This is a genomic window from Novosphingobium sp. (assembly GCF_040398825.1).
GTDB lineage: Bacteria > Pseudomonadota > Alphaproteobacteria > Sphingomonadales > Sphingomonadaceae > Novosphingobium.
This window is the reverse complement of the sequence record NZ_JBBATI010000009.1, coordinates 1-22,192: the sequence shown is the minus strand read 5'-3', so window position 1 is coordinate 22,192 and position 22,192 is coordinate 1. Positions and strand designations below refer to the sequence as shown.

General features: G+C 65.0%; 24 protein-coding genes and 1 pseudogene. 11 read left to right on the top strand and 14 right to left on the bottom strand.

The genetic code is table 11. From position 1 onward, the window contains the following. Positions 1-25 precede the first annotated feature (25 nt). Positions 26-727, top strand: coding sequence for a serine O-acetyltransferase EpsC (gene epsC / locus ABWP89_RS06615; RefSeq protein WP_353228079.1), 702 nt, complete (start codon positions 26-28; stop codon positions 725-727). 44 nt (positions 728-771) lie between these two features. Then, a complete protein-coding gene (locus ABWP89_RS06610) occupies positions 772-1,101 on the top strand; it encodes a DUF2794 domain-containing protein (RefSeq protein WP_353228182.1) in 330 nt (109 codons plus the stop codon). A 211-nt stretch (positions 1,102-1,312) separates the two neighbouring features. On the opposite strand, the gene ABWP89_RS06605 is transcribed toward ABWP89_RS06610, so the two are convergent. The 4 genes from ABWP89_RS06605 to ABWP89_RS06590 all read right to left on the bottom strand — a co-directional run bounded on the left by ABWP89_RS06605 (position 1,313) and on the right by ABWP89_RS06590 (position 3,447). After that, positions 1,313-1,558 carry a toxin-antitoxin system HicB family antitoxin gene (locus tag ABWP89_RS06605; protein WP_353228077.1) on the bottom strand — a complete coding sequence of 82 codons (246 nt, stop codon included), beginning with the start codon at positions 1,556-1,558 and terminating at the stop codon, positions 1,313-1,315. After that, the gene (locus ABWP89_RS06600) at positions 1,555-1,980 is read right to left on the bottom strand and encodes a putative toxin-antitoxin system toxin component, PIN family (RefSeq protein ID WP_353228075.1); all 426 of its coding nucleotides are present in this window, start codon (positions 1,978-1,980) and stop codon (positions 1,555-1,557) included. The genes ABWP89_RS06605 and ABWP89_RS06600 overlap by 4 nt, the downstream gene beginning before the upstream one ends. 91 nt (positions 1,981-2,071) lie before the next feature. Next, positions 2,072-2,749: a hypothetical protein gene (locus tag ABWP89_RS06595; protein WP_353228073.1), complete on the bottom strand. Its 678-nt coding sequence runs from the start codon at positions 2,747-2,749 to the stop codon at positions 2,072-2,074. 104 nt (positions 2,750-2,853) lie between these two features. Next, on the bottom strand, positions 2,854-3,447 hold the full coding sequence (locus ABWP89_RS06590) for a hypothetical protein (RefSeq protein ID WP_353228072.1): 594 nt from the start codon (positions 3,445-3,447) through the stop codon (positions 2,854-2,856). A gap of 102 nt (positions 3,448-3,549) precedes the next feature. Between ABWP89_RS06590 and ABWP89_RS06585 the strand changes: the two genes are divergently transcribed. Next, positions 3,550-3,963 (top strand): hypothetical protein, encoded by a 414-nt coding sequence (locus tag ABWP89_RS06585; protein WP_353228070.1) that lies wholly within the window; start codon positions 3,550-3,552, stop codon positions 3,961-3,963. A gap of 91 nt (positions 3,964-4,054) precedes the next feature. Here ABWP89_RS06585 and ABWP89_RS06580 read toward each other — a convergent pair whose 3' ends face one another. The 3 genes from ABWP89_RS06580 to ABWP89_RS06570 form a co-directional block, all read right to left on the bottom strand. After that, positions 4,055-4,963 carry an SDR family NAD(P)-dependent oxidoreductase gene (locus ABWP89_RS06580; protein ID WP_353228068.1) on the bottom strand — a complete coding sequence of 303 codons (909 nt, stop codon included), beginning with the start codon at positions 4,961-4,963 and terminating at the stop codon, positions 4,055-4,057. A gap of 95 nt (positions 4,964-5,058) precedes the next feature. Continuing rightward, positions 5,059-6,198, bottom strand: a complete 1,140-nt coding sequence (locus tag ABWP89_RS06575; RefSeq protein ID WP_353228067.1) for a branched-chain amino acid aminotransferase — start codon at positions 6,196-6,198, stop codon at positions 5,059-5,061. Between the two features lie 489 nt (positions 6,199-6,687). Further along, positions 6,688-7,353 carry a hypothetical protein gene (locus tag ABWP89_RS06570; protein WP_353228066.1) on the bottom strand — a complete coding sequence of 222 codons (666 nt, stop codon included), beginning with the start codon at positions 7,351-7,353 and terminating at the stop codon, positions 6,688-6,690. A 25-nt stretch (positions 7,354-7,378) separates the two neighbouring features. Between ABWP89_RS06570 and ABWP89_RS06565 the strand changes: the two are divergent. From ABWP89_RS06565 to ABWP89_RS06550, 4 genes and pseudogenes are all read left to right on the top strand, one after another. Next, positions 7,379-8,167: pseudogene (locus ABWP89_RS06565) on the top strand (TlyA family RNA methyltransferase); the annotation flags it as partial. Positions 8,168-8,573: 406 nt separating this feature from the next. Then, positions 8,574-9,128, top strand: a complete 555-nt coding sequence (locus tag ABWP89_RS06560; protein WP_353228065.1) for a TspO/MBR family protein — start codon at positions 8,574-8,576, stop codon at positions 9,126-9,128. Between the two features lie 93 nt (positions 9,129-9,221). Next, the gene (locus ABWP89_RS06555; RefSeq protein ID WP_353228064.1) at positions 9,222-9,473 is read left to right on the top strand and encodes an accessory factor UbiK family protein; all 252 of its coding nucleotides are present in this window, start codon (positions 9,222-9,224) and stop codon (positions 9,471-9,473) included. Positions 9,474-9,610: 137 nt separating this feature from the next. Continuing rightward, entirely contained in the window at positions 9,611-10,888 is a 1,278-nt protein-coding gene (locus ABWP89_RS06550; RefSeq protein WP_353228063.1) for an MFS transporter, read from the top strand. On the opposite strand, the gene ABWP89_RS06545 is transcribed toward ABWP89_RS06550, so the two are convergent. Beyond that, the gene (locus ABWP89_RS06545; protein ID WP_353228062.1) at positions 10,861-12,069 is read right to left on the bottom strand and encodes a trans-sulfuration enzyme family protein; all 1,209 of its coding nucleotides are present in this window, start codon (positions 12,067-12,069) and stop codon (positions 10,861-10,863) included. The two genes, ABWP89_RS06550 and ABWP89_RS06545, sit on opposite strands and share 28 nt — an antisense overlap. Positions 12,070-12,186: 117 nt before the next feature. Here ABWP89_RS06545 and ABWP89_RS06540 point away from each other — a divergent pair, with 117 nt between their 5' ends. After that, positions 12,187-13,551: a phospholipid carrier-dependent glycosyltransferase gene (locus ABWP89_RS06540; RefSeq protein ID WP_353228061.1), complete on the top strand. Its 1,365-nt coding sequence runs from the start codon at positions 12,187-12,189 to the stop codon at positions 13,549-13,551. Positions 13,552-13,560: 9 nt separating this feature from the next. On the opposite strand, the gene ABWP89_RS06535 is transcribed toward ABWP89_RS06540, so the two are convergent. The 5 genes from ABWP89_RS06535 to recO are packed head-to-tail and all read right to left on the bottom strand — an operon-like array spanning position 13,561 to position 17,179. Next, positions 13,561-13,878: a nucleotidyltransferase domain-containing protein gene (locus ABWP89_RS06535; protein WP_353228060.1), complete on the bottom strand. Its 318-nt coding sequence runs from the start codon at positions 13,876-13,878 to the stop codon at positions 13,561-13,563. Next, a complete protein-coding gene (locus tag ABWP89_RS06530; protein ID WP_353228059.1) occupies positions 13,875-14,303 on the bottom strand; it encodes an HI0074 family nucleotidyltransferase substrate-binding subunit in 429 nt (142 codons plus the stop codon). The genes ABWP89_RS06535 and ABWP89_RS06530 overlap by 4 nt, the downstream gene beginning before the upstream one ends. A gap of 9 nt (positions 14,304-14,312) precedes the next feature. After that, positions 14,313-15,437 carry a glycosyltransferase gene (locus ABWP89_RS06525; RefSeq protein ID WP_353228057.1) on the bottom strand — a complete coding sequence of 375 codons (1,125 nt, stop codon included), beginning with the start codon at positions 15,435-15,437 and terminating at the stop codon, positions 14,313-14,315. 11 nt (positions 15,438-15,448) lie between these two features. Then, positions 15,449-16,504 carry a 3-isopropylmalate dehydrogenase gene (leuB, locus tag ABWP89_RS06520; RefSeq protein ID WP_353228055.1) on the bottom strand — a complete coding sequence of 352 codons (1,056 nt, stop codon included), beginning with the start codon at positions 16,502-16,504 and terminating at the stop codon, positions 15,449-15,451. 54 nt (positions 16,505-16,558) lie between these two features. Continuing rightward, positions 16,559-17,179, bottom strand: coding sequence for a DNA repair protein RecO (gene recO / locus ABWP89_RS06515; RefSeq protein ID WP_353228054.1), 621 nt, complete (start codon positions 17,177-17,179; stop codon positions 16,559-16,561). Positions 17,180-17,256: 77 nt separating this feature from the next. Here recO and apaG point away from each other — a divergent pair, with 77 nt between their 5' ends. From apaG to ABWP89_RS06500, 3 genes are all read left to right on the top strand, one after another. Further along, entirely contained in the window at positions 17,257-17,655 is a 399-nt protein-coding gene (gene apaG, locus ABWP89_RS06510) for a Co2+/Mg2+ efflux facilitator ApaG/CorD (RefSeq protein WP_353228052.1), read from the top strand. 66 nt (positions 17,656-17,721) lie between these two features. Further along, positions 17,722-18,582 (top strand): LysR family transcriptional regulator, encoded by an 861-nt coding sequence (locus ABWP89_RS06505; protein ID WP_353228050.1) that lies wholly within the window; start codon positions 17,722-17,724, stop codon positions 18,580-18,582. Between the two features lie 85 nt (positions 18,583-18,667). Further along, on the top strand, positions 18,668-20,725 hold the full coding sequence (locus ABWP89_RS06500; RefSeq protein ID WP_353228048.1) for a putative bifunctional diguanylate cyclase/phosphodiesterase: 2,058 nt from the start codon (positions 18,668-18,670) through the stop codon (positions 20,723-20,725). Between the two features lie 30 nt (positions 20,726-20,755). On the opposite strand, the gene ABWP89_RS06495 is transcribed toward ABWP89_RS06500, so the two are convergent. Beyond that, positions 20,756-22,039: a multidrug effflux MFS transporter gene (locus ABWP89_RS06495; RefSeq protein WP_353228047.1), complete on the bottom strand. Its 1,284-nt coding sequence runs from the start codon at positions 22,037-22,039 to the stop codon at positions 20,756-20,758. Positions 22,040-22,192: the final 153 nt, after the last annotated feature.

The following is a 22,192-nucleotide window of genomic DNA, read 5'->3' as shown; positions in this document are numbered from 1 at the left end:
GCCGGTGCCGCAGGGGGATTGGGGCATGTTCGACCGCCTGATTGCATATCTTGATTCGGTGCGCGCGCGCGATCCGGCGCCGCGTTCGCGCGCGGAAGTGCTGCTCTATCCCGGGGTCTGGGCGCTGGGGTTTCACCGCGTGGCGCATCGGCTGTTCCGGGCCGAGCTGTTTTTTCTGGCCCGGCTGGTCAACCATGTGTCTCGGCTGCTGACCGCGATCGATATCCATCCGGGGGCCAAAGTTGGCCACCATCTGTTTATCGACCATGGCTTTACCGTGATCGGCGAAACCGCCGAAATCGGCAACAATGTCACCATCTATCAATGCGTCACGCTGGGCGGCACCAATCCCGCGAACGGCGTGGCCGGCAAACGCCACCCCACGTTGTGCGACAATGTTATCATCGGTTCGGGCGCGCAGATCCTGGGGCCGATCACCGTGGGAGAACGCGCGCGGGTGGGCGCCAACGCGGTGGTGACCGACGATGTGCCCGAAGGCGCAACGATGATCGGGCTGAAGGCGCGATCGACGCTGGTGCCGGCAGAAACCTGGCTGCGCGAATTCCTGCCCTATGGCACCCCCTGCCGCGAACCGTGCGAGCCATCGGGCAATGCCCGCATCGACGCGCTGGAGGCGGAACTGGAGCAATTGCGTGGCGAAATCGCGGCGCTGCAGCGCCGTGATCAGCCCACGCCCGAGCGCGCGCGGCGGCGGACGCGGTCCTGACCGGGGTGGCGGGCAACGATTCGGCAGGCACGACCGGTGCAACGGTGGTGCCGTTCACACGCGCGGCCCCCACACAGGTAACCTTTGACCGCGCGGAACTCATGCGCATTCTCGATCTCTATGGCCGCATGGTCGCCGCCGGGCTGTGGCGCGATTACGCGATCAGCTTTGACCGCGATGCCGCCAGTTTCAGCGCGTTCAAACGCACCGCCGAACGCCCCAGCGCCCGCATCGAAAAACACCCCGCCCTGCGCACAAGGCAGGGCATGTGGGCGCTGTACGGCGAAGCGGGGCAAGTGCTGAAACGCGGGCACGATCTGGGCGGGGTGCTGTCACCGCTGGAGCGGAAGTTGATGAAGGTGGTGGAGGGGTGAGGGTAGAGATTAATTGCGGAATTACGGCGCCAGGAATTACGGTGATGGTGCAAAACCCCCTTGAGTTCAGAGGACTTGATGTGCAATTAATTTTGAATGCACCACTTTTAGAAATTAAAAAACGAAGTAGGGAGGCGCTGAATTTTAAAGAAAATGTGAATTAAATATGATGCTACCACAACACCTCGTAAAGATTGACGTCTGAACTGACTTAAAGTTCATCGCCAATTGGCGGTTTTTCCCGCTTCGCTTTGTCAAGAAACGGCAACATATCGCCGGGCCGTGCTTCGCCGGCACGGCGCTTGAGGAAATCCGACGCAGTTTCGACCACACCGATCTTCTGTGCGATGGCCACTGCGATCCACTGGTTCAACGATACGCCGTCTTCTTTGGCAAGCCGGGCAGCGGCTTCCTTGACCGATGCCGGCAACTTGAGCGGGTAGGATGACTTGCTCATGACCGTAACTCCTTCAACAATTCACCGGGACGCAAAACGCGCAATCCGAACCTTGCCGCGCCCTTGGCAAAGTCCCGCACATTGTGCGTGACCAGCGCATCTGCGCGGCCATTGACGGCCGTCTCCAGCACCATCTCGTCATTCGGGTCCGACAGCTGCGGTCGCCACTGAAAACTCACGTCCACCGCTTCGCAGGTGCTCGCTAAAGCGGCAAGGAAATGGTCGATATCACGCAATCCCAGACCATGGGCGAGGCGCTGCTCCGGGCGCTTCAACACCGCCTCGTATTCGAGAAACAGCGCAGGCGTCACCAGGGACGTCAGGCGTCCATGTGCGGCCTCGCGCAAAACTGCATTGCTACCGCCAGCCGCGCTTCTCAGCGCTGACACGATCACGTCGGTGTCGAGAACGACTCTTGGCATATCCTATGGGATATCACACCGTGCGCCGGAATTCAATTGCGCGCCCATCGAATGCTCTAACGCATCAGCCCGGCACCGTGGCCCCAGCCCATCAGTCGGCGCCACTCGACGCGACCGTGCTCTGCTTGTGCGGCAATATTCTGGACCAGCGCGCGTCCAGCCTGGCTTGCGCGGTGTCGGCCTTCACCCGTGCGATCAGGGCAACGCCGCGCAGGGTGACGCTGTGGCTGCCGAGAAAGCCGGACGACACGCTATAGCCGACATCGTAAAGCGCGACATCGGTGCGTTCGTCGCCATCGACCAGAAAGCGGGTGGTGATCGCGACTGGCAGTTGCGCATCGCCACGGCTGTTGTCGGGCAGGTGCGCGGCCTCGCGCGCCTTGATCAGCGCGTGTTCAAACCAGGTGGCGTCGATCCGGGGTTCACCCGTGGTATCCGCGGCGGTCACGCCGAGCGCGGTGGGAAAGGCGATGTGCTGGTCCTGCACCGATTGCACGCTGGACGTCGGTTTCAGGGCCAGTTCACGCTTGCCGGCATTTGTGGCGGTGAGCACCAGCGTGGCAGAGTGCACGGCGGCCTTGTTGGCCTCCGCAGTCTTTTGCGCCTGGTCGGCGTTGCGCTGGGTCCAGTTGCTCCAGAACGTCAGCGCGGAAATGATCACCGCGATCACGGTCAGCACTTCGCCAAAGGTTATCCAGCGCCGGCGGGTGGCTGCTGCCTCTGCCCTGGCGGCGGCGTTCGATTCGGGGCGGGGGGTGCTATCGGTCACACGCGCGTTTCCATCACCTGCGGCAGGGCGCGTCAAGCGGGGGCTTTCGCGTTGCGGGCATTGTGGTGCGGTACGCCCCAATTCCCAGGCGCCGCAATAGCCGCTCAGCCGATCGCGGTTTGGATGTGCTGCACCCTGGTGCGCTGTTCCAGCAGCAGCCGTTCCAGCCGCGCCACATCGGGAACGCCGGCAACCTCAAAACGCGCGGTTGTCCGGTCGCCGTCGCTGTCGATCGATGTGCCGGTCTGGATGCGCAGGGTGCCGTGGCCGTCGGCGTCGATGGTCACGTCGATTGGCCCCATCTGAAACAGCATCACGCTTTCGCGCTGGTGTTTCGCCCCCGCGGCAATGCGCAGCAGGCGCCGGTTGGTCAGGCCATAGACCGTCGACGCCGCCGCGCGCTGCGCCGCAAACGGCATCCACAGCATCCACAGGCCTGCCGCGATAAACGGCAGCCCGAACAGCGGAAACACGATTCCGAAGCTCCATTTCATGGTGTCAGGCGTATGGGTGCCGGGATACCAGGGCAGAAAGGCCAGCGCTTCCCAGAACAGCGCGAACGCCGTCCAGGGAATGGCGAACAGCCACATGAAAAAGCCGGCGCGCAGCTTGCGCGGATTTGGCCTGGCACTCCACAACAGTTGTTCACCCGGCAACAGTTCGCGCCGCAGGATTGCATCGAGCTCGGATGGCAGCATGTCGGCCGCTCCAATTTTTCCAACAACCAAATTCACAGCCGGAAAATACCACGCTATTCTGACACGGAAGTTAATGTGGTGCCTGCGAACCCGATGGCTGTGATGGACAGCACTGCATGCAATCCACGCGATCGGCGTTCGGTTGTCATCGTTTCGGCCGTGCACTATTGCCACAGCCATGCCGATGTCCGCACCCGTATGGCGATGACCACACGCCGGGCACTTGCAATCGGGCTGCTGGTGCTGGTTGGCGGATGCCATCGCGCGGGGCAAGGCGCGCAATCGCAAATGCAGGCGAAAGCCACGCCGGTGCTGCGCGCGGTCTGGCGCGACGCAACGCATCACCTGTTGGTGGTGCTGCCCGGCGCGGACGGGCGGGTGCCGCGGGGGGATTGCGCGGCGCCGCTGCTGATCGATGATGCCAGCGGCGGCGTACGGCAGATTGCCCCGGCAGAGGCGGCGGCGCTGGTGACGCACATGCAGATGGCGGGGGCGGTGCGGGGCACGTGCCCGTGATGGGGGTGCGCTATGCTGGATGGATCTGCGCCGTGCGGATGGCCCCCACCCCCAACCCCTCCCCTGAAGGGGAGGGGCTTTTGGCGCGGGATCAGCCCTTCATCGCCGCCTGCATCGCGGCCAGGATGGCGTGGCTTTGTTCGGTGCCCGATTGCGGCACGAAATCGCCGGTGCGGTCGCTGATGCGCGCCCAGTTGGCGGCAAAACCTTCGACCGTGCGGTCTTCCTGCGCCAGGATTACCGGCGGGTTCATGGTGACAAACGCGCTGTGGTACGCACCGGCGCCCGCGCCGACGATCGCGTTGCTGGGCGCATCATCCGACACCAGATAGAGCGCGGCAGGCACCACGTTTTCCGAGCCGAACAGCTTGAACGCCTCTTCGGGGAAAATGTCGGCGGTCATCCGCGTGGCCGCCACCGGCGCCAGCGTGTTGACCCGCACGTTGTATTTTGCGCCTTCCAGGTACAGCGTCTTGGTCAGTCCGGCCAGGCCCAGCTTGGCCGCGCCATAGTTGGCCTGGCCGAAATTGCCGAACAGCCCGGTGGATGATGCGGTCATCAGGATGCGGCCATAATTTTGTTCGCGCATCATGTCCCACACCGCCTTGGTCGCGTTGGCCGATCCCGACAGGTGGACCTTTACCACCAGATCGAAATCGCTGGGGTCCATCTTGGTAAAGCTTTTGTCGCGCAGGATGCCGGCATTGTTGATCAGCACGTGCACGCCGCCCCAATCGGCTTTCGCCTTGGCCACCATCGCCTGCATCTGTTCGAATTCGGTGACCGAGCTGCCATCGGCGATCGCTTCGCCACCTGCGCTGCGGATTTCCTCCACCACCAGTGCGGCGGCGTCCGACGCGCCGCTGCCGTCGCGCGCCGCGCCCAGATCGTTGACCACCACTTTGGCCCCGCGCCGCGCCAGTTCCAGCGCATAGGCCCGGCCCAGGCCGCCGCCGGCGCCGGTGACAATTGCGACTTTGCCCGCAAACGAAATGCTCATTGCCCGAAACTCCCGCACACGCTTAATCGCGCGTTGAAACGCTTGCGGCGATGCCATGGCGCAGCAGGATTGGCAACCGGGTCACGTCAAGTCGTTCAGGTCAATCTGTGCACCCAGCCGTGCGTGTCGGCCACTTCGCTGCGCTGGATCGATACCAGCCGCTGGCGCAGGCGTTGGGTCAATTGCCCCGGGCCGCCGCTGCCGATCACGAATTCGCTGGTGGTGTCGGCCACTTTGCCCACCGGGGTCACCACCGCTGCGGTGCCGCAGGCAAAGGTTTCCACCAGGGCGCCGCTGGCAGCATCGGCGCGCCACTGGTCCAGCGCATAGCGTTCCTCACGCACGGTCAGCCCTTCTTCGCGGGCCAGCGTGATCAGGCTGTCGCGGGTGATGCCGGGCAGGATCGTGCCGGCCAGCGGCGGGGTAACGATCGATCCGTCGGCCATCACGAAGAACAGGTTCATGCCGCCCAGTTCCTCGATCCAGCGGTGTTCCGCCGCATCCAGGAACAGCACCTGATCATGCCCGCGCGCGAATGCCTCTGCCGTGGGCACCAGGCTGGCGGCGTAATTGCCGCCGCATTTGGCCGCGCCGGTACCGCCGGGCGCGGCGCGGGTGTAATCGCTGACAAAGATCGACACTGCCGGCGCGCCCGATTTGAAATAGTTGCCGGCGGGGCTGGCGATCACCAGAAATTTGTACGCGCGCGCCGGGCGCACGCCCAGGAACGCTTCGGATGCGAACATGAACGGGCGCAGATACAGCGATCCGCCGTCAACATTCGGAAACCAGTCGCGGTCGGCCAGCACTTGTTGCCGCACCGCTTCGACAAACAGGTCTGCCGGCAATTCGGGCATGGCCAGCCGCCGGGCAGAGGCGTTGAACCGCGCGGCGTTGGCCTGCGGGCGGAACAATGCGATGCCCCCCGCGTTCTCACCCGCATTGTCGCCCAGCCGATAGGCCTTCAGACCTTCAAAGATTTCCTGGGCATAGTGCAGCACGGCCGCTGCCGGATCGAGCGCGATCGGGCCATAGGGCACCACGCGCGGGTCGTGCCAGCCGCGGTCGGCATCAAAATCGATTTCGACCATGTGGTCGGTAAAGGCCGTGCCAAACCCCGGGTTGGCCAGAATGCGCGCGCGGTCGTCCGCGGCCATCGGGGCGGGGTGGGGGATCTGGGCAAACGCGTTTGCGAAGCGGGCGAGCCCGTCTGGGGCCTGGGCGGACGACGCCATGGAATGTCCTTTTTCGTAACACACTATGCGGGTCGCGTTCGCGGGCAACCGGGATGGGGCCGCGAATCTCCGCCAAGAAGGCGTCGCTTTGTACGATTGTTGCGTAGAACGCAAGGTGATTGAAACAAATGTGAAGGGCCGCCTCCCCGTGGGGAAGCGGCCCTTCGCATGGTCAGCGGCCGGAAGTGCCGCTCACGAAGCCTTTATCGCGATTGCGGAAAATCAGCGATAATGCCTCGCGCTGCGGATTGCCGACCTCTGTGCTGAACCATGAGACATCGGATCACCTCCTTTCGCGTTGTTGAGCCAAGTTCGCCGACCTGTGGCGGATTGCCCCGATCGACTGGACCACCTTGGGCCTGCTGCCCGCCGCAATCTTGACGGCAAAATGAGTCATTGCGCGACGAACAACAAGACTTGAACAAATTTAATTTTGCGTCAGAATCATTCGCTCCGCCTGATATGGTGACGCGGTCTTTGGGTTACGCCTCAGCCCCGGCAATCCTCTACCACCCGCCCAATTTGCGACCATGCCGGCAGCACCACTGGTGCCGTGCCGGCAATCGTGATGCGCACGCGCCCGCGGCTGAACGCCATGGCATCCCACAGGCGGTGGCCTGCGGGCAGGGTGATCGCCAGCGTGGGCATGCCATCGATGCTCAGCGGCTCGGCCTCCACCGCGCCAGTGGTGGTTGATGTGGTAATGGTTGCGCTGCGCAGGCCGGTGGGCATCGTGGCGGGCATCGTGGCGGTTTGGGCCGGATCGATGGGCAGCGCGATGCGTATGACGCCGGTGGCACGGTCGCAGCGCAGCACGGCCACGGGCATTGCCCCCGGCAGGCCATAGCGCGCCTCATCGCCGGTCGGGTGCGGCTGCCACAGCCAGTCGCCCGGCGGCAGCGGCAGATCGCGCCAGTCCTGCCCCGGTGCGGGCGCCAGCGCCGGTGGTGCGGGGCGGGGCGGGGGCACCACCGCCACCGGTGCGCGCGGGGGCAGTGGCTGGGGCAGGGCGGTCGTGGCCTGGTGCGATGGCGCAGGCTCGCTCGTCCTTGGCACCATGCCGTCGCACCCGGACAGCGCAAGCATGACCCCGCAGGCCAGCCACAGCGGGCGCGTCTGCAAGGCGGAAAGCGGGAACGCGTGGTTGATCTGCATGGCCTGTGTATGGAAGAGACCGATGATGAGCTCAAGCAATGAACCACCAACCCGCAAAGATCATCCTCGCGCCCCGCGTCCCGGCAAGCTGCGGCTGGATCAGGCGCTGGTCGAACGTGGCCTGGTGGAAAGCCGCGCGCGCGCACAGGCGCTGATCCTGGCCGGGCTGGTCTATGGCGGAGAGGTGAAGCTGACCAAGGCGGGCGCGCCGGTGGCGGCCGATGCGGTGATCACCGTGCGCGGGCGCGATCATCCCTGGGTGTCGCGCGGCGGGATCAAGCTGGCGCATGCGCTGAACCATTTCGGGCTCGATCCGACCGGAGTGGTGGCAATGGATATTGGCAGTTCCACCGGCGGCTTTACCGATGTCCTGTTGCACCACGGCGCGGTGCATGTGTTTGCGATTGATTCGGGCACCAACCAGCTGGCGTGGAAATTGCGGCAGGACCCGCGCGTGACGGTGATGGAACAGACCAGCGCGCGCGTGCTGACCCCGGCGATGATTGCCCGCGCCGATGTTCCAGCACCGACCTGGGTGGTGTGCGACGCCAGCTTCATCGCCTTGCGCAAAGTGCTGGAAGTGCCGCTGGCGCTGGCGGCGCGGCCCACCCGGCTGGTGGCACTGATCAAGCCGCAGTTTGAAGTGGGGCGCGGCGAAGTGGGCAAGGGCGGGGTGGTGCGCGACGCTGCATTGCATGCGCGCGTGTGCGACGCTGTGCGCGATTGGCTGACCAGCGAGGGCTGGCAGGTCGACGGCATTGTCGAAAGCCCGATCACCGGCCCCGAAGGCAATATCGAATTTCTGATTTCTGCCGTACTGGACCCGAAATCGACCACATTTGCACACCGTGACGGAGCCGATTTTGGCCCAGTGCAAGGAGAGAGGTCGCCGGAATATGTCAATATTTCAAGACCGATCGACGTAGCAATGGGCCAAAAGCGGCCCGCCCCGAAGGGGTTGCCTTCAGAAGCCCCGTGACAGCGTCCCAGCACTCGTCCGGGCAACCAGCCCGGCCTTCGCGCTGCTCCTCGTCACGGAGCTTCTGAAGGCAATCACGGTGTGCAAATGTGGTCGATTTCGTGTCTATCAACGTGACGGTAATGGAGATTGTGCAATATTGCTTTGCCCGGCCTTCGCCGCCAATATCGGCGCCGAATCGCAGGTTGGCGTAACGGGCACAATTGTCCCGGTGGCGCGGTCGGCCGACATGTCAGGGATCATGCAACAGCTCGCTTCGAACGCTCAACTCCGCGCCGTTATCCTGCGCTGGACGTTGTTTACCGTGCCTTTGTGCCTTGGCCTTGGCTTTCTGTCGGCGCGCGCATCGGGCAGCGTGCCCGACAACGCGTGGTTTGCGATGCTCGACAAACCGGCGCTCTATCCGCCGCCCGTGGTGTTCCCGATCGTGTGGAGCATTTTGTATGTGCTGATGGGCATTGCGCTGGCGCTGATCGTGGCGGCGCGTGGCGCGCGCGGGCGGTGGCTGGCGGTCGTGGCCTTTGCCGGGCAACTGGCGATCAACCTGTCATGGAGCCCGGTGTTTTTCGCGATGCACCGGATGACCCTGGCGCTGAGCATCATTGTCGCGCTGATCGTGGTGCTGGGGGTGACGATCGCGCTGGCCTGGCGCGTGCGGCGCATGGCCGCGGCGCTGCTGCTGCCCTATCTGGTGTGGGTGTGCTTTGCCTCGTTCCTCAATCTGCAATTTCTGCAGATGAACCCTGGCGCCGATGGGGCCGATGGTTCGGGTGCGGCGGTGCGCGTGCAATTGTGATCGTGCGCGCGATGCGCCCGCAAGGCCCCTTGTCGCGGGCGCCGGGCGCGCCCATGTTGTGGCTATCAACCGACCAGCCATAAGGCCCTGCCCATGCAAAGCGAAAACCCGCTGCTTGCCGATTTTGTCAAGCTGATCAACAGCGCCGCCGGCACCGTGGCCGGTATGGGCCGCGAAGCCGGCGAAACCGCGCGCGAACGCGTAAAGGAAATGTTTGGCGGAATGGATTTTGTCAGCCGCGAAGAATTTGACGCGGTAAAGGACCTGGCCGCCGCCGCGCGCGAAGAAATCGAGGCGCTGAAGGCGCGGATTGTCGCGCTGGAAGCGGCGGCAAAGCCGGATTGATTATCGGACAGTAGCCCTTCGCTTAATTGCCGTCGCCACCACGCCACAACCCGCCGTCGCGACAGGTTTGCGCGTGACACGCCCGGGCGCCCATGCAAGTCTGATCCCGATACAGTCATAACTGATCGGGGATGCCAATGACGCCGGATACACAGCCAACCCCCGACCGGTCGGGGGCCATGTCGAGAGGTATTGTCGGTCTGCTGGCGCTGTGCCTGTTCATCAATTATCTGGATCGCGGCAATCTGGCGACTGCCGCCCCGCTGATCAAGGACCAGCTGGGCCTGACCAACACGCAGATCGGCGCGCTGGGGTCGGTGTTTTTTCTGGTCTATTCGCCCGGGCACATTCTGGCCGCCTGGGTGATTGCGCGGATCAATCCCTATCGCACGTTGGCGCTGGGGCTGTGCATCTGGTCGCTGGCGACCGTGTTGTCGGGTTTTGCCACCGGCTTTGCCATGCTGATGCTGCTGCGCGTCCTGCTGGGGCTGGGTGAAAGCGCAGGGATGCCGGCAAGTTCCAAACTGCTGGCGCAGCATATCCCGCCGGAAAAGCTTGGCTCTGCCAATGCCGCGATTATTGCGGGGATATATCTGGGGCCGGCGGCCGGTACCTTTCTGGGCAGCATGATTGTCGCCCATCTGGGCTGGCGCCCGCTGTTTTTCGTGTTTGGTGCGGCGTCGCTGCTGTGGCTGGTGCCGTGGTGGCTGGCCACGCGCCATGCATCGGCTGCGGCGGCCGAACCGACCACCTGGGTCGAACCTGGTATCGGCGTGCTGTTGCGCAAACGGCAGATGTGGGGCGCTGCAATCGGGGCGTTTGCGGGGAACTATGTGTGGTTCCTGCTGATCAGCTGGCTGCCGCTCTATCTGGTCAAGGTACAGGGGTTTTCGCTGCAGGAAATGGGCGCGCTGGCGGGGCTGGTCTATCTGCTGTCGGCGGGTCTGGCGTTGATCTTTGGCTGGCTTTCCGATGTGTGGATGCGCGCCGGTGCTTCGTCCCAGCGCGTCCGGATGACCATGGTCTGCGCCGGCAGCGTGATCGGCATCGGCTCTATGCTCGGCTGTGCGCTGGGAAATGCGCAAGTGGCGATCGCGTCGCTGCTGATTTTTCCCATCGCCAATGGCCTTGGCGGGTTCAATCTTTATGCAATCGGCCAGACGCTGGCAGGCCCGCGCGCGGCGGGCAAATGGATCGGCGTGCAAAATGCTATCGGCAGTTCATCGGGCATTGTCGCGCCGATCCTGACCGGGATGATCATCGACCGCACCGGCAGCTTCAGCCTGGCGTTTGTTGCAGCTGCGGTGATCGGCGTGGTGGGGCTGCTGGCGTGGATTTTCCTGGTGCGGCGGGTGGAGCCGATTGACTGGGTGGATGCCGGCCAGTCCTACAACCCGATCGCGCGCAAGGCCTGATCCAGATCCTCGATCACATCGTCCGGGTCTTCCAGGCCCACATTCAGCCGCAGCATGTTTTCGCCCACGCCCATGTCGGCGCGGGTGGCGGGGCCGACGCCGTGGTGGGTGGAGGAGGCCGGGTGGCACATCAGCGACCGGGAATCGCCGATGTTGTTGGAAATATCCACCAGTTGCAGCGCATCGAGCAGGCCATGTGCCTCGGCCCGGCCACCGTCGAGTTCGATCGACAGGATCGATCCGCCGGCCTTCATCTGCTTCAGCGCCAGCGCATGCTGGGGATGCGCTGGCAGATAGGGGTACAGCACGCGTGGCACGCGGGCCTCAAGAAACGTGGCGACTTTCAGCGCGTTTTCGCTCTGGCGCATGATGCGCAAGTCCAGCGTTTCCAGGCCTTTCAACACCACCCAGGCGTTGAACGGGGCAATATTGGGCCCGGTGTTGCGCTGAAACGGCAGCAGCACGTCGTTGATGAACGCCGCTGATCCGCAGACCGCGCCGGCCAGCACGCGACCCTGGCCATCCATCATCTTGGTGGCGGAATAGGCGACGACATCGGCGCCGAACTGCATCGGTTTTTGCAGCGCGCTGGTGGCAAAGGCATTGTCGACCACGGTGACGATGCCATGGCGCCGGGCGAGCGCGCAGACGAATTCCAGATCGACCAGATCCATTGTCGGATTGGCCGGGCTTTCAAAAAAGAACACTTTGGTATTGGGCTGGATTGCCGCTTCCCAGCTGGCATTGTCGCTGGCGTTGATGGTGGTGCCGGTGATGCCGAACCGTGGCAGCAGGTTGTCCACCAGCCAGCGGCACGATCCGAACGCCGCCTTGGCCGCGACGATGTGATCGCCGGCGGACAATTGGCACAGCAGCGAGGTGGTCATCGCCGCCATGCCGCTGGCCTGCGCGCGGCAGGCCTCTGCGCCTTCGAGCAGGGCGATGCGTTCTTCCAGCATTTGCACGGTGGGGTTTTGCAGGCGGGAATAGGTCATCCCGTTGTCTTCGCCAGCAAACCGCGCTGCCACCGTTGCGGCGTTGTCATAGGCATAGCCGGAGGTCAGGAACAGCGCCTCACTGGTTTCGCCCATTTCCGATCGCCAGGTGCCGCCGCGTACGGCCTGGGTTGCGGGGCGCCAGTGGCGGGTGATGCTGCGGTCTTGTCCGGTCGTGCGTTTCATGGTGGTGCCCATAATCGAATTGGCGCGGGCTTGCGAGCCGGTTTTGGTGCGGGTGGGTTGTCTTGCCCGATTGCCTTGCAGGCCGGCCATCGCGTATGCGCGTCGCCAGCAATGCCCATGCCCGCCCTCCTTGCCACCCCGTTGCGGGCCACGCGTGATCTGTTCAGCCGGCGTGATCCGCTGATCCCCACGCTGGTGATCGTCGCGGCGTTCTTTGCGCTGGGGCTGTGCCGGCTGGCGATCCCGTCGAAAATGATGTTCGACGAAATTCATTATATCCCGGCGGCACGCCGGCTGATCGACCTGACCAAACGGCTGAATCCGGAACATCCGCTGCTGGGCAAGGAGGCGATTGCGATGGGCATCCGCCTGTTTGGCGATCATGCCTTCGGCTGGCGTTTTCCCAATCTGGTGCTGGGCAGTGTGGGGCTGTTCGCGGGGGCGCGGGCGCTGTGGTGGGCGTCCGGGTCGCGGCGCGTGTCGCTGCTGTTTGCGTTTCTGATCGCGACCGATTTCATCTGGTTCGTGCAGTCGCGCATCGCCATGCTGGATATGGCGATGGCGTCGATGCTGGCGCTGGGGCTGTGGCAATGGGCGCTGTCGGCGCGGCCGCAGTGGGCCGACCGGCACGGCGGGCGCATTCATCTGATCCTGGCGGGCACGTTCCTGGGGCTGTCGCTGGGCGGCAAATGGAATGTGGCGCCGCTGCTGGTGGTGCCGGGGCTGCTGTTCGCGTGGCACCGCGCCGCCGCGCTGGGCCTGATTGTTCGCCGCCGCCCGCGCAGTTTTCGCGCCGCGTTGGCATCGCTCGCGCGGCTGTTGTTCGCCACGCGCGCCGGGCCGGTGTGCGGGGTTTCGCTGGCAGAGGCGGCGCTGTGGCTGGGGCTGTGGCCGGCCCTGGTCTATCTGGCGACGTTTGCCCCGGCGTTTTTCTATCATGTGCAGCCGATGACGCTGACCGGGCTGATTCCGTGGCAACGCTACATGCTGCAATTGCAGAACAGCGTGGTCAAACCGCACCGCTATATGAGCCAGTGGTGGCAATGGATTTTGAACCTGCGGCCGATCTGGTTCCTATACGAACACATCGATGGCGAACAGCGCGGCATTCTGATGATCGGCAACCCGTTTTCGATGCTGGCCGGGCTGCCCGCGCTGGCGTGGTGCGCGGTGAAGGGCTGGCGGGGGCAGGGGCTGCCCGCGCTGATCGTGGTGCTCTATGTGCTCAGCCTGATTTTCTGGGCGATCAATGGCAAACCGGTGCAGTTCTATTACCACTATGAACTGGCGGCGTGTTTCCTGATGGCGGCGCTGGCGCTCGTGCTGGGCCGCTGGTGGGATGCCGGGCTGAAATGGCCCGGGCGCAGCGTGCTGGTGCTGACCAGCGTGGTGTTCATCGGGTTTTATCCCATCATTTCGGCCGGGCCGCTGCCGGGGAAAAAGGGGTATGTGGAATATATGTGGCTGAAAAGCTGGCGGTGACCGGGCGGTTCAGCGCAAGTCGAGCGCGATTCTGTCGGCCACAATCAGCGCACGGAACGCCGGGGTGGCCGCATGCCAGTCGATCATATCGACTTTCCATGGCAGATCGCTGTCATCAAAGGCGTCTGCCAGCGCGCCAAACAGGCCCGGCGGCAGCGGCTGATCACACTCAAGCGCCAGATCGAGATCGGAAAACGGCTTGGCCTTGCCCTTGGCGCGGCTGCCATAGGCCCAGACGATCACGCCATCCGGCAAATGTTCGCGCAAAATCGCGTTCAGGATGGCAAACTGCGCGGCGCTGACCTGAAGGCCAGGCGCGGGCATCATGACAGTGCGGTCAGTCTGGCGCACAACGCGCGCGCATCGCCAGCCAGGGCCGCGGCCTGCGCCAGCACGGCCTGTGCCTTGGCCCGGTCATAGGTGTGCGCGGTCACATTGCGCATGTCGCGATAGGCAAACCACGGTTCGACCTGATCGATCAGCCCGCGTTCGGCGGCGGTGCGGATCAGCGTGCGAAAGCTCATGGCATCGACCGGGGTTACATCCGCGAAATAATGTTCAAGGCTGCGGCGCAGCGATTTGATCGCCAGTTCGTAGACAAATTCCACGCTTTGCACCGCACCCGAAACCAGCGTGTTGCGCACCGGCAGCGGCTGGACATCGAACCATGGCTTGTCCGCCAGCACGCCCAGCGCGTCATCAAGCGCGTCGATCACCCGGGCCAGCGGCGTGAAGTCGAGCGCATCGGTCATGGCGCGGGATCAGCCGTATTTGCCCCACACGAACTTGCTCGACAGCGCGAAGTTCCACACGGATGCCAGGATGATGCCGGCGATGGCGGCGGGGAATTGGTGGATGCCGATGCGCACCAGCGCGGTCGAAACACCGATGTTGGCGACCATGCCGAACGCGCAAGTCAGGAAGAATTTGGCCCAGCCGCGCGCGATCGGGAAAAAGCCACGCAGGCGTTTGTCGGAATAGGTCAATTCATTGTTCAGCACGAAATTGAACGACATGGCGGTGATGGCCGCCACTGTCTGCCCGACGATGAACGCGGTTTCCTTGGGATAATGGCTGACCGCGAACTGCGCGCCGAACAGGCGCAGCACCAGCGCCAGCACCGACAAGTGCACCACCGCGCCCAGCGCGCCGACAGTGCCGAACAGCGCAAAACGGGTGGGAATGATCCGCCCCAGCCATTTGTCGTAAAGACCGATCAGGAATTCGAACACGACTGTTCTGTCCAGTTTGGATTCGCCGTCCATGCGGGCCGCGAAATTGAGGGGGAATTCCTTGACCCGCAGCGGCGTATCGACCGTGGCGAGGATGTCGAGCAGGATTTTGAAACCCACGCCCGACAGGCGGTGTGCGTCCGCGCGCAGGGTTTCGCCCTGCAGCATGAAAAATCCGCTCATCGGGTCGGTCAGGTCAACGCCGGTCACGCGCCGCGCGATGGCATTGGCAAAGCCCGATGCCTTTACCCGGTCGGGGCGGCCCCACGCCTCGGTACTGGCGCCTTCGGCAAAGCGTGAGGCATAGGCGACATCGTAATCGCCGCTGGCAATCGCGGCATACATGCCAGGCAACAGCGATGGATCATGCTGGCCATCGGCGTCCATCACCGCCACCACCGGCGCGGCGCTGGCGCACATGCCCTCAATCGCGGCAGAGGCCAGGCCGCGCCGGCCGATGCGTTCGATCACGCGGATGCGCGGGTCTTCACGCGCGATGCGCCGCGCCTCATCGGCGGTGCCGTCGGGGCTGTTGTCATCGACAAAGATCGCCTCCCACACAAAGCCGTGCAGTGCGGCGTCGATGCGGGATACCATCTGCGCAATGTTGTTGCGCTCTTTATAGGTGGGCAGAATGACAGCGAGTTGAAGCATGGTCGCCGCGTTTACAGCCTTGCGACCACGGCGTCACCTATTTCCGCAGTTCCCGCGGTTCCGCCCAGGTCCCGCGACAGGACACCGCCGGCCAGCGCCCCGGCCACCGCCGCCTCGATCCGGTCTGCCGCCTGGTTCAACCCCAGCGAATGGCGCAGCAGCATCGCCGCCGACAGGATCGTCGCCATCGGATTGGCCAGGCCCTGACCCGCGATATCGGGGGCAGAACCATGAATGGGTTCATACAGCCCGAACGTGCCGTGCGCGGTCTGGCGTTCGCCCAGCGAGGCCGATGCGAGCAGGCCGATCGACCCGACGCACATGCTGGCCTGGTCCGACAGGATATCGCCAAAAAGGTTGCCGGTCAGCACCACGTCAAAATGGCCGGGCTTGCGCACCAGCTGCATCGCCGCGTTGTCGACATACATGTGTTCCAGCGCCACATCGGGATATTCACGCGCCACGTCGATCACCACGTCGCGCCACAATTGCGATGTTTCCAGCACATTGGCCTTGTCCACCGAACATACGCGATGGCTTCGCGTCTGCGCGGCGCGAAACGCGATATGCGCGATGCGGCGCACTTCGCTGGTGGAATACGACATCACGTCATAGCCTTCGCGTTCGCCCGCCGCGTTGGTGCGAAAGCCTTTTTCGCCGAAATAGACATCGCCGTTCAGCTCACGCACGATCACCATGTCGATCGCGCCGGCGACTTCCGGCCGCAGCGCGGAATGCCCTTCCATGCCGGCAAACACTTTGGCGGGGCGCAGGTTGGCAAACAGCGTCAATGCCTTGCGCAGGCCCAGAATGGCCTGTTCGGGGCGCAGATGGCGGTCCAGCGCGTCGCAATCGGGATCGCCCACCGCGCCGAACAGGATGGCATCGGCCCCTTCGGCCAATGCCAGCGTGGCGGGTGGCAGCGGGTGGCCATGCGCCTTGTACGCCGCGCCGCCCACATCGCCCGTTGTCATGGTGACGCCCAGGTTCAGCGCATCGAGTACACGCACCGCTTCGCGCGTTACTTCCGGCCCGATCCCGTCCCCGGGCAAAATGGCAATATGCATGGTATTCTTCCCATCCGCGTGTCGCGGCCCCTTTGCCGCGCCGGGCGGGCACGGTCAATCGGTCTGCTCAATCCGTCGCAGCCGGTCGATCAACTGTTCGCGCGCATCCATGATATGGCTGTGGGCGCGGCCGCGATCGCCAAACAGCCGCATGGTCAGCGCCGCGCCCTGCCGGTCCAGCCGCGCCAGCAGATCAGTCCAGCTTTCCTGCGGCGGCGGCGCGGGCGCGGTGCCATAGCCAACCTCGCGCAACAACAGGGCCTCATACCCGGCCAGCACTTGTGCCCAGCCGCGCGCCGATGGCGCATGGCAGATGGCATCCAGCGTGGCGCCCAGCGCGGCGTGCAACGCGGGATAGGCGTGGCCTTCGACCAATGTCGCCGCGGTCAGCGTGGTGGCCCAGCCGATCCCGGCGGCGGGCAGCGGCTCGCTCAGCCAGGGCGCGCGGCTGGTCACCAGTTCCACGCGCAGCGACGGCATCTGGCCATTGCCGCGCGCGCGCAATTCGATCGCCAGCGTGTTGCCGGGGATCAGCAACGGGCGCAGCTCGCGCCCGCGCGCGCCCGCGACATAGCCGGCGATCAGGCCATGGTCCGCGGTCAGCACGCGCACCACCGCGCCGGTTTCGCCATTGGCACGCGTCGCACAGACCAGGGCATCGACGCGGATCAGCATGGCATCTGCCCTATCGTGCCTGTCGCACGCTGAAAAGAGCGTTGGAAGCGGGCGCGTTGTGCGGTAACTTTGCAGCCATGAAAGAGCTTTTCCAGCATTCCGCCACCAGCGATGGCGTGACCGTGCGAGTCGCGGTCAATTTCCTGCCCGAACAGTCGCGGGTGGACGCGGGCAAATGGTTCTGGGTTTATCACATCCGCATCGAAAATGGGTCGGACCAGGTGCTGCAACTGCTGTCGCGGCACTGGCGGATCACCGACGGGCGCGGGCTGGTCAACTATGTCGATGGCGAAGGCGTGGTGGGTGAACAGCCGGTGCTGGCACCCGGGCGCAGCCACGATTATGTCTCTGGCTGCCCGCTGGGCACGCCGCACGGCAGCATGACCGGGCATTACGTCATGCGCCGCACCGACGGATCGGTGCTGGATGTGGCGATTCCGTTTTTCCCGCTCGCCGCCTCGGCGCCTGCGGGTTGAAGGCAACCCGTTCATTGGATTCCCTGTGGTTGACACGGCCACTGGCCTTGCCCGAATAGGCCAGCGATGAAGCGGACTCACTTGCCCCTCAATGGCCTGCGCGTGCTCGATGCCGCGGCGCGTCACCTGTCGTTTACCCGCGCCGCCGATGAACTGGCGGTCACGCCCGCCGCGGTCGGGCAGCAGATTCGCGCGCTGGAAGACCTGCTGGGGGTCATTCTGTTTCGCCGCACGTCAAAAGGCCTGGAACTGACCGATGAGGCGGCGGCCGGGCTCGATGCCATCCGCGAAGGGTTCCTGCGCTTTGAAGAGGGCGTGCAGGCGATCCAGGCCGGGCAATCCAGCCATGTCTATACCATTGCCTGCCCGCGCGATTTCTTTGCCGCGTGGCTTTCGGCCCGGCTGGCGGCGTTTCGCCACGACAGCCCGCATTTGCGGTTTGCGCTGATCGCCAGCGATACCGAGGTCGATTTTGCCGAGGCCAACCTGGATCTGGCGGTGCGCTGGTCCGATGGGCCGGGCGATCTGCAGGGAATCGCGCTGGGCCCGCAGGGGACCGTGGTGGTGGCCGGGGTCGATGTTGCACCGACCGCGCCGTGGATCGCCTGGCCGGGAGACCCGGCGGGCGCCGGGGAAATGCATGGCGACAGTGACGGTGCCAGTGATGGAGACGGTGCGCGCGAAGTGCATATCTCGGTCGGCGATGCCGGTACCGCGATCAGCGCTGCCGCCGCCGGCCTGGGCCGCGCGCGGGTGCCGCGCCTGCTGGCCGATGCGGCGGTGGCCAGCGGCCGGGTGCGCGCATTGGGGGAGCCGGAACCGGGGCGGCGCGGCTATTGGCTGGTGGCGCCGCTGCCGCAATGGCGCCAGAAAAAAGTGCGCGCGCTGATCGCCGCATTGCAGGCTGATCTGCCCGCCGTATCGTGATGCGGCCGGTGCCGGATCGGGCCAGTTACGGGTTTGGTCCGCCGCGTTGACCCCGCTTTAACCCCCTGCGCCCTATGCCCGTGCAATGGGCCGATCGATCGACAGTGCCAGAGGGACGACGCGGCAGTCAGGCCAGGGGTTCTGGCGGCTGCGCGGTGCGTTCTGGCGGCTGCGCCGGGCGTTCTGGCGGCTGCGCCGGGCGTTGCGCCAGCGCACGTCGGCGGCGTTTGTCGATGCCTATGTGGCCAGCATTTCGCAACGCGCGCCGGTCCTGTACCTCGTCATCCTGTTCGATGTCGTCCTGCTGGTGTGCAGTTTTCACGCTACCGCGCCGCTGGGGGTGCAGGTGTTCGGGCTGGCACTGCTGCTGGTTGCCGGGATTCGCGGCCAGGTCTGGCTGCCGCAGCGCATCATGCCACGCTCGATCGACGAAAAGCGGCGAGAACTGCATCGGATGAGCCGCGTTGGCGGTGCGTTTGCGCTGGCCTTCATGCTTTGGACGATCGTGCTGGCGCGCTATGGATCAGTCGAACAGCGCATGCTGGTGCAATATGTGCTGGCGGTGACGGCGTTTGCATCGATGGTTGGGCTGGCGCAGGCGCCGCGCACGGCATTCAACGTGGCGCTGGCATTTTCAGTTCCGGCCACAGGGGTGTTTCTGGCGTCGGACAATGCCGATGCGGTGATGCTCGCGCTGGTGCAGGTGGTGTTCACCGCGACGATGATGATCGCGATCCTGACCAACCATCATGAATTTGTGCGGCGCGAACTGACCCGCCAGCGGCTGGCGCGCCGTCTGGCCCGCACCACGCAGGAATCGCGCGCCAATTTCCGCCGTGCCACCATCGATGAACTGACCGGCGGGCTGAACCGCCGCGCCATCCTGCAACGGTTGCGCGATGAACTGACCGCGATTGGCCCAATCTCTGCCGACACCGCCCCTGCCAGCACCGCGTCTGCCGAAGCACTGCGGCCGTGGCTGGCGCTGGTCGATCTCGACGGGTTCAAACACGTCAACGATACGTATGGCCATGCGGCGGGTGACGCGGTGCTGCGCAGCGTGGCCGATCGCATCGGCGCGCAGCGCGCGGTGCTGGCGCACGGGCGGCTGGGCGGCGATGAATTTGCCATCCTGTTTGACGCGGTGTTCGATTCGGCCGCCGCGCGTGCCGCGTGCCGCACGCTGTCAACGGCGGTGCGCCGGCCGATCCTGTTTCACGGCACGCGGTTGCGCGTGCTGTGTTCGATCGGGCTGTACCGGCTCGACCTGCCGGACGCCGGCGCCTGTCTCGAACGTGCAGATGCCGCCTTGTACAAGGCGAAGCAGCTGGGCGATGGCGCGGTTGTGGTGTTTGGCCAGGACGATGAAGCCGCGCTGCGCCAGCGCGCGCTGATCAGCCGGCAGTTTCATGACAGCGTGCTCGAAGACCGGCTGCGGCTGGTCTATCAGCCGGTGGTCGATACCCGCGACGGGCGCATCGTTGGCGCAGAGGCGTTTGCGCGCTGGTCGCCCGACGGGCGCGAATGGCAAACGCCGGCGATGTTCATGGCGATGGCGCAGGCCACCGGGCGCATGGCCGATGTGACACGCGCGGTGCTGACCCGCGCGTTGCGCGAATGTCGGCCGGCCGACCATGGCATGACGCTGTCGATCAATCTTTCGCCGCGCGATGTGGTGCGCGACGGGATCGCCGATACGCTGTCGGAAATCGCGCTGATGGCCGGGGCCAGTCCGGCCGACCTGATACTCGACGTGACCGAACGCGCGCTGATCGATGATCCGCGCCGCGCCACGCGCCAGTTGGAGGCGTTGCGCGCGCGCGGGTTTCGTATCGCGCTGGATGATTTCGGCGCGGGCTGGTCCAGCCTGTCGCAATTGCGCGATCTGCCGCTCGATCTGATCAAGCTGCATGGCGCCCTGGCCGAAGCGCTGCCCACCGATCCCGGCGCGCGCGCGGTGGTCGGCATGATCGTGGCGCTGTCGTGGCAATTGGGGCTGGATTGCAGCATCAAGGGCGTTGAAACCGCGGCCCAGGCCGAAGCGGCGCGGGCACTGGGGATTACCCGCATGCAGGGGTTTCATTTTGGAGCGCCCGACAGCGCCGACGTGATGCTGGCCGGGCTGAACCGCGCAGTGGCGTGAGGTTTGCCTGCACGTCAGTGCAGGCCGATATCAGTGCAGATCGCTATGCTGTGGCCCGTGCATGTCGTGCGGGTCTTTCGGGCCAAACAGGCGCCCGCGCTCGCTGAACAGCACCAGCGCCAGCGCGCCCAGCCCGCACAGCAGGAATGCGATGCCCAGCGGCAATGCGGTGCCGTTGTACGCCTGGCCGATGACAATGCCCAGGCTGGCCGCGATCAGCATGCGCATGAACGCCTGGACCGAACTGGCCGCGCCGGCGATCCCGGCAAACGGCTGCATCGCGATAGAGCTGAAATTGGCGCCGATGAACCCCAGCATGCAGGCGTTGAGCGCGAGCACCGGCATGAACTGCCACAATGTTTCATGGCCCCCGCGTGCCTGCAGCACCTGCACCACGCTGAACACCAGAAACACCAGCAGCGCGCCGTGCGACACGCGCCGCGCGCCCAGCCGGGTAACTATCCGGGCGTTGAGGAAATTGGCCCCCGCCAGCATCACCGCAATCGTCGCGAACAACAGCGGAAACAGCGCGCCTGCGCCAAAATGTTCCGCCACCAGCTGTTCCGACGAATTGATATAGCCCAGCATCGCCGCAAAGGTCAGCGCGCCGCCCATGGTATAGCCAAAGGTCGCGCGGGTGGTGACCGCGGTTGCCATGTTCACGGCGATCCGCGCCGGGTTGATCGTCTGGCGGTGGCGCACCGCCATCGTTTCGGGCAGGCGCCAGGCTACCCACAGGCCGACCACCAGTGCCACTGCCGCCAGCAGCGCAAAGATCACGCGCCAGCCCGCCACCAGCAGCACTGCCTGGCCCACGGTGGGCGCGACCATCGGCGCGATCATGAACACCATGGATACGGTCGATTGCATCCGCGCCATGGCATCGCCCGAATGGCGATCGCGGATGATCGCCGATGGCAGCACGGTCAGCCCCGCACTGGCCAACGCCTGCAGCACGCGCAAGCCGATCAGCGTGTTGAACCCCGGCGCCAGCGCGCAGCCCAGCGACAGCACGATATACCCGGCAAAGCTGACCAGCAGCACGCGCCGCCGGCCATAGCGGTCGGACAGCGGCCCCGGCAGCAGGCAACCGACCCCCGCCGCGACCAGGAACACCCCCACCACCAATTGGCGATGGTTGGGGTTGGTCACCCCCAGGTCGTGCGCAATCTGACCCAGCGCGGGCAGCATGGCATCGACCGCCAGCGCCTGCAGTGCCATCGTCGCCGCCATCATCGCCACAAATTCGCCGCTGCCCACCGCCATCGGCGGGCGTTGCGCGGGGCGCTGCAGTGCGGAAGAGGTGATGGCCATGGCGCTGCCTATAGGCAACACCCGCTTACGTTCCCACCCTTATCTCGTGCCGTATGTTCCGCTAGGATGATGCTGCACTGACGTGCAGTCAGACCCCGCGCCCCGCCTCCCCACCCGACCACCAATGATACCATCATGCTGTGGTGGTCGGGT